The following is a 7340-nucleotide window of genomic DNA, read 5'->3' as shown; positions in this document are numbered from 1 at the left end:
GGTAGATGCCTTCTTTCGCCGCAGTATCAAGAATTTGATATTGAGATGTTTGATGCAATAATTTTTTCAATGTATATACAATTTTCGTTGGATATCCTTCTTTTCGATCAACCATGTCACGAAGTCCACGAATCACACCACGAATTTGACGATGACAAGTATGCTTTAAAACATGAATGAATTTATTCATGTCTGCAGACAGTTCACCGATATTCATTTCTTGTAGGACTGATTCAATAAACTTAGCTTTACGAGTATAGGTAGCTTTTGGTGTAAATGGATCCCTGTGCTGCTCTTCTCCAGATTCTTTCGTACATAAGAAGTCTGAATGGATAGATAGATATAAGGTTGTATATCGTTTTGTATGCTTTACACCTTTTTGCATTTTGCAAATTTTGAATAGGGGATTACCCGTACATGGTAATGCAATTGTTAATTCTTCGATAACCGCACGGATTTGATGAGGATATTTTTTATGTAAGAAACGATACATCCCGCCAAAGTGAGTTTTGTTTCCTCTTTCGTCCTGCTTGTCCAAAGAACGCTTTAAAGTTGTTTCTGTTTGTTGTTGCATAGCAATGTCTAAGAATAGTTTTTTAGCTGCTACAGATAGCTTAAAGAAAGCTTTTGTAAATACAACAGGAGTAATATATACGTACGGATTTGCTTTTTCTGTTTCCTCATTCATAAAATGAATGAGTTTGATTGTATATCGGCCATCTACTCCATTTTCAACGGAGATAATGTTATGTAAGTTTAATTTCTTTAAAGCGATATAGAATTGAGAGTGCTGGATATAAGCAAATTCTTCTTTATATTGCTTGTAATCTTCCCACATCATATGTATTGTTACGTTGGGAATGACACCATTTGTATAGCATTTTTTATGTAGGTACAAGAATACTTCAAGATCAGCATTCGTAATACCGTATAATTTATGTTTTCTTCCTGTTTTTTCTGCAAGTGCAGACATTGCACGACGTGAAAAAGATGGTTTCGCTTGTTCGACAAAGCCTTCTACATCCGCAATACGTTCTTCGTATGTCATGTGCTGCAGAATATCTTCTAAATATGTATCTTTATAGCTGTAGTACTTCTCCTCAAATGTTTCCACAAACTTTTGCCAAGATTTTAGTGTTACTAACACAGCATTGGTTGTTTTCCCATTTAAGCTACGTTGATTTCGTATTACAAATGATTTTCCCATCTTTTTCACCTCCGTTCTACAAATTCAGAAATACATGCCAAAATACTATAAAATATACCAATTTTGATTATAACAAAATGAAAAATGTTGAAAGGTGCCCCTTTAAGGGGAATTTTTAAAACATGAAACACGTTATAAGCCCAATGTTTACAAGGGGTCGGGGAATCTTCAGAAAAAAAGTTGTGTTAAGGATATGGTAAAAAACGTTTCATGTTCTAATTGTATAAATACAATAATGAAACACGAGAAGATTGTTGATATATAAAGGTTTAAGGGGAATTGTTCATGATTTTAGGTCAAGGATATGGCAAAAGTGTTTCATGTTTCAATCATAAGTCGTTTATTAGGAAAAATTACGATAAATCTATTCACATAAAGGGTTATAGGAGAAAATGTAATAACTTTTAGGTCAAGGATATGGCAAAAAACGTTTCATGTTTTGAGTTTCAGAAGGTCAAGGATATGGCAAAAGTGTTTCATGTTTAATGTATAATGAAATTGGCAGGAAAATAAGGTGAATCGTTGGTGCATAAGGGGTTATGACTGTTACACATACATGTTAAGGTCAAGGATATGGCAAAAACGTTTCGTTAAAATTCAAAGTTTGCATGTATTAAAATAGAGGTGAAACGGTGATTCCTATGGGTTTCTAAGATGTTATAAAAAATTTGTGTTGTGTATTTAAATTAAGAAATATTAATTGGTGTTTCATGTTTTTGGTTTTAGGTTAAGGATGTGGCAAATTTGTTTCAAATAAATATGAAAGAATCTATTTTGTATATGCGGTATAAATTCAATTCACATGAACATCTTATGAGAATATGAGAATATGGGAAAGATTAGATAAAAATGTTATATATATAGGGAAGGTTCACTATATGGTAAAAAGTGTTTCATATCTTAATTGATTAGAGTGATTGAAGACCTATTGAGGACTAATGTATAATTAATGTTATTTTATGTTGTAAATAAAGAAAATCGTTTCATTACTGCTTTAATATAACCAAAACTGAAAAACAATAAGTTTTTACATATATGCAATAGATTAAATATTTGTTTGAAAAGAAATTACGGAAGGAGTGATAATGTGGAGAGATTAACACAACTGTTTACGGATGCATTATTAATATCTGAGCCTTTATACGGAAACAATAAAGTAGTTTGGGAAAAATGGACTGCCTTTAGTTCAGATGTAGAAAAAAATAATACAAAAGTTGTAACTTCTCAATATGTTTCACCATCTTTTTCGGCATTAGTATCATGGTTAAGTAAAAAGAATGAAGAAGGAATTACCTCATTACAAATTGGTATTAAGTTAAAAGAATATAAAGATGAAATTCATGCAGCTATCGAAAAAGTATTAGAAGATGAGTTTAGGAATGTTACTAAGTTTAATGATAGAACAATCATCCAGGGAGACGTAAATGAGGATGAAATAGTTGAACCAATTGATAAAGAATTTTTTGAAGTTAATAATTCCGCGGTTTATTTTAAATTACGTGATGGAATCTCTAAAAATCACTTTGAAGAAGACTCAGGGATGAGGGTAAAATCGTATCCCATTGAAACAAAGGAAAGTAATGCAATAGCTCAGCTCTCTTCTCACAGAGATGAAGATTTAAAGCTTATTAAAGATGATGAAGCATCACGTTGGAATACTTTGGTGAACGATGTAATGAGCAATATGGATGATCTGACAGCTGATGTATTGGACTCCATTACCATACAGTGGCTAGCACAAGCCAAATCTCCAGATGAATTTATAGAATTTTCATATGAGCAAGTATTGGATATGTGCAATGTCCCAAAAAAGAAAGTAAGTAAAGGAGAGTACTACAGACCTGAAGATAAAATTAAGGTTGCTAAGCGTATTGCCGCATTAGCGAGTATCTTCATTTATTTAAATGATGATAATGAAGTAGTAGTCTTAAATGAAGAAAATGAAGATGATGAAAAATATAAAGTAAAGAGAGAGGTTGTCAAACGGTTATTTGTCTTGGATTCAGTTGTATTATGGAGACACAATACAACAAATGAATATATGGGCATTGAATCCTGCCGTATCAAACCAGGGAGCTTTTTAACAAGCTATTTATATGGTTCAAATAATACTACAGCATTATTATCTAAAAAGGCACTCGAGTATAATAGTTATCGGCATAAATATCATAAACGTTTAATTCGTTATCTAACATGGCAGTGGAGAATACGACAAATATATTCAACTTTGAAGCGACCATACTCCATAGGGGGAGATAAAGGCTTATTAGCTGTCATGGCAATCCCGCTCACCTGGAAACCAAGTCGGATTAGAGAACACCTAGAGAATGTTCTTACTGACTTAGAAAAAGAGAACGTAATTTCTAAGTGGGAGTATACAGTTTCCTTAGATGAAGAACGGTTTAATAAGAAGAATTGGTTTAAAGATTATTGGGTGAATTTAAATATTACTATACTTCCACCGGAAGAATTAATTAAGTCGATGTATAATTTATCTAAGAAAAAAACACTAGAGTTAGAAAATAATACTGAAGCGTCTGTAGAGTATTTGGAAAAGGCTAAGGAAGTTGTTAATATATCTCCAATAAAAAATAGTGAAGAGCTTAATAGATTTGATGAAGAGGCTATTCGAGAGAAAATACTTAAACAACGCAAAGTTGATAATAAGTCTATACGAGAATTAGCAAAAGAAATAAAAATATCGGCACCTACACTATCTAGATTTTGTAACAGAGAAACCAAACGGCTATCTGCAAATGCAGTTGAAAAAATGACTAAGTGGTATGAGAGACAAGGAATATTAGAAAAAATGTAGTCGCTAACCAGATTATTAAAGAAGAAAAAACATTTTGTAGGATGTTTTTTCTTCTTTTTATTATGTCTGTTTTAGAATAATGATTTATATGTAGTTTTTATGCTCTCTGAGAGTATAGAACCTTTGCAATAATATTAAATAAACACGCAGATACACTAAGTATAGTTAGACTCTCTATTTTAATAGTTTTAAAAAAATCTTGATATAAAAATTAAGATTGTGTAATATATGGGTATATTGTTAGTTTATTTGATTCCGTTTATTCCCACACCTTTTTTGTGTTGTGGTTGAGTTGTAGAAGCAAGTTGCGTCTTGTTTCATTTTTGAAAGGGCTTCTTTGAGCCGATTAGTGTATATATAGTTTATTTTGCTATGCACACTTTTAATCGACTTGAAGAAGCCCTTTTTGTGTTGTTTTCAAGTTTGTAGGCGGGGTTATTTATGATTAATAAAATAACAAATTAAACAGTAGAGGAGATATAAAAATGAAAAAAGATTGTAGACACTTACAACTAGTACCAACAGTAGAGGAACATAAAACACGAATGGAAAAAAATCAGAAACCATATGCTGCACCAGCAATGTCATCTGAATCCAGAGCAAGAGTAAATCAAATGAGAGGTTGTTTTGAAGCTGAAATTATATTACCAGATGGTAAATTTCAATATTTTAAACCAAACACTCTTAATGAAAAGGAAGCCATTCACGAAATCGCATTATTTATTGAAGGCATCCAGGGAGTAAAAGAAGGCTATGTCATCCTATGGCGCTTTGTCGGGCAACAAAGTTTTTATCATGGCACAAAGATCGTAGCTGAACCGAAGTTTCGTAGAATCATGCGTATGCTGAAAGACTATTTTTTCGATTACGAAGAAATTGTTTATGAAACTGAAAAAAAATAAAGATAGAGGGATATGAAAATGAAAAAAGAAAACATTTGGACAGTATTAGATGATCCACAAGAGCAGGAGACGAGAGTGCAATCCCAAGAGCCGGATGATATTTTTACGGGTATGGATGAGCTATCGGAGATTTTAGATGAAGAACTACCATTTTAATCAAGTTGAAGTAGTTTATAGAGGGTAAAGGGAAGAACTAAGTGATATATATACTTGGATCTTCCTTTTTTTATTGCAAAAAGAACTTTGGAGGGAAATATATAATGCGTATAGGTAACGATTTAGCGGCAGGATTTTATCCAACACCACTAACGGAAGGGAAACATTTAATACAGCTATTACAAATGGAATCAGAGCGAGCTTATGCTTGCTTTGATCCATGTTGTGGAGAAGGTACAATTTTACGAAGTTTTGCAGACGAGGCGAAACAAGTTGGTATACAACTTGATACGTATGGTGTTGAAGTAGATGCAAATCGATATGGAAAAGCAAAAGAGCAATTAGATGTAGTGATACGCTCTAGCTTTGAAAATATGATGATTAGTCATGACTATTTTCCACTCATCTTTTTAAACCCTCCTTATAATACGGAGCTTCGGACAGAAAAAAAGAAATCAGAGAAAATGGAATTTAACTTCTTAAAGCGTGCGCATCATTATTTACAAGATGGTGGCGTTATGGTGTATGTCATTCCATATGACAGATTTGCTAGAGACGATATCAGTTATTTCTTGGCTAAGAATTATGAGGAAATAGGCTTAATGCGTTTTGGTGATGAAAATAAGGAGTTCGATGCATTTAAACAGTGTGTCTTCATCGGTCGTAAGCGTGAAGCTATGAAAAATGATACATACTTTAACGATCGGTTCGCTAATTTTTGTGAAAACATGTCTGACCTTACTTTCGTCAAAAAACATGTGAATACACTAGCAGAAATGGTAAATCGTAAGGATTGGGCTATACCTGAATTGCGTCATCAAAACAAACTTATTTTCACATCACGAGTGGATTATAAAAGTGCTTATGAAGGAGTGGGGAAATCGGAAGGTATCTCGACATTCAGAAAGCGATTAAATAGAGGGAATGGTTACTCACTTCAAGATGAGAAAACAGCAGCTGAAAGAGCGAAAATGCCGATTGCTTCCGGACAATTAGGACTATTGCTGATAACAGGTGTGGCAGACGGTTTGCTTGGTGAAGGCGATACACTCCATGCTGTTCGTGGATCTGAAAATGTGTTTTTTGAAACTTCATTCGAGCAATTGGAAAAAACAACGAAAGAAGTTGTTTTACAAAAACGTCGCGCTAAATTTATCATTGCAACGCCAAAAGGTGAAGTCAAAGAACTTGTCTAGGAAAGGAAGAAGGCTATGTCTGTACTATTAGGAATAGGAGCATTATATATTGCTTGGGAGTTTAGTAATCGTGTGCTCCGAATCGCTATTGTTCTAACGGTAGTTTGCCTTTGTGCATCTCAGATCAGTACAGGTACGCATTTGGGAGTGTTAGAACAGTTCTCACTATTCCAAGGTGTAGATGATATTTTACATGCAGCTGAGCAGTCATTACCAGAGTGGAAACAGTTTATAGATTTTTAAACAACAAATTAAATGAGTAGGACATGAAACGTATCGAATATGATGCGTTTTTTATTTTTAGGAGGGAACGAATATTATGATAAACGAAATGATTCAACAACATACATTTGACCAGGAACAAACACCAGCGATGTTGCAACTGGAGACTGCCACTGCATCACATACTGCTTTTTGCTTTGCTATGGCAGTAAATCGTCATCAACAAATACAATTTGCAGTATTAGGAGGGAATGACAGTACATTAAAGTCATTCCGAGCAGCCATATCGATGGGTACTCGTCGCATGTATTTTGGAGAGGGACAAAAAGAAGAATTACATTACGCGTTAGGAAAAAAAGTGAATGTAATATCAACAGGACAATTTGAGTTTATTAATACGCAAACGGTAAATAGAAAGAAGGCAATCATTGCGTTTTCTAAAGAATTAGAGGAGAAATACATTGTTGCAATTGACGAAGCACCAGAAATGCAAGTAAGAGACTTCTTAATGGCTCCTCCGTACGGCTTGCCGATTTTAGAAGAGTGGGCCAAGCCAATTTATGAGGAGATGCTAACAAGAAATCTGTTACAACCTTTAGAGGTATATTTCGATAAGAATGAGTTTTCTTCTCTAACGATTGCACAAGTCGTATTAAAAGAAGAGGATTGTAAAGAGTTTTTATCAGAAATGATCCGGTCTGGGAAATGTCAATTCCCGCAAGAGGGTACAGGTGAAAAAATCAAGGAAATCAATGATTTAAATGAATACCTATTGGAATATTCGCCTGTCATGCTTGATAAGGTAACAAAATTGGATGAGCCATTACATCAACCGATGTCAG

Annotated in this window: 6 protein-coding genes and 1 pseudogene; 6 read left to right on the top strand and 1 reads right to left on the bottom strand. The window is 33.8% G+C overall.

The features are described 5' to 3' along the window. Positions 1–1207, bottom strand: a 1207-nt coding sequence (locus tag MR155_RS30290; protein ID WP_242312017.1) for a hypothetical protein, incomplete at its 3' end; no start/stop codon positions are given. A gap of 1087 nt (positions 1208–2294) precedes the next feature. Here MR155_RS30290 and MR155_RS30285 point away from each other — a divergent pair. From MR155_RS30285 to MR155_RS30260, 6 genes and pseudogenes are all read left to right on the top strand, one after another. Continuing rightward, complete coding sequence (locus MR155_RS30285) at positions 2295–4022, top strand: helix-turn-helix domain-containing protein (RefSeq protein WP_242312016.1); 1728 nt, start codon at positions 2295–2297, stop codon at positions 4020–4022. A 485-nt stretch (positions 4023–4507) separates the two neighbouring features. Next, entirely contained in the window at positions 4508–4924 is a 417-nt protein-coding gene (locus MR155_RS30280) for a DUF6018 family natural product bioysynthesis protein (protein ID WP_242312015.1), read from the top strand. 18 nt (positions 4925–4942) lie between these two features. Next, positions 4943–5080 carry a hypothetical protein gene (locus MR155_RS30275; protein ID WP_242312014.1) on the top strand — a complete coding sequence of 46 codons (138 nt, stop codon included), beginning with the start codon at positions 4943–4945 and terminating at the stop codon, positions 5078–5080. 104 nt (positions 5081–5184) lie between these two features. Beyond that, on the top strand, positions 5185–6276 hold the full coding sequence (locus tag MR155_RS30270) for a DUF6094 domain-containing protein (protein WP_242312013.1): 1092 nt from the start codon (positions 5185–5187) through the stop codon (positions 6274–6276). Positions 6277–6291: 15 nt separating this feature from the next. After that, positions 6292–6519 carry a hypothetical protein gene (locus MR155_RS30265; protein ID WP_002139789.1) on the top strand — a complete coding sequence of 76 codons (228 nt, stop codon included), beginning with the start codon at positions 6292–6294 and terminating at the stop codon, positions 6517–6519. Between the two features lie 76 nt (positions 6520–6595). Then, positions 6596–7340, top strand: a pseudogene (locus tag MR155_RS30260) (hypothetical protein); the annotation flags it as partial.

Origin of the sequence: Bacillus cereus group sp. BfR-BA-01331, assembly GCF_022663915.1 — a bacterium.
In the GTDB taxonomy this organism is placed as follows: Bacteria; Bacillota; Bacilli; order Bacillales; family Bacillaceae_G; genus Bacillus_A; species Bacillus_A mycoides.
This window is presented reverse-complemented; position numbering and strand designations above follow the sequence as displayed.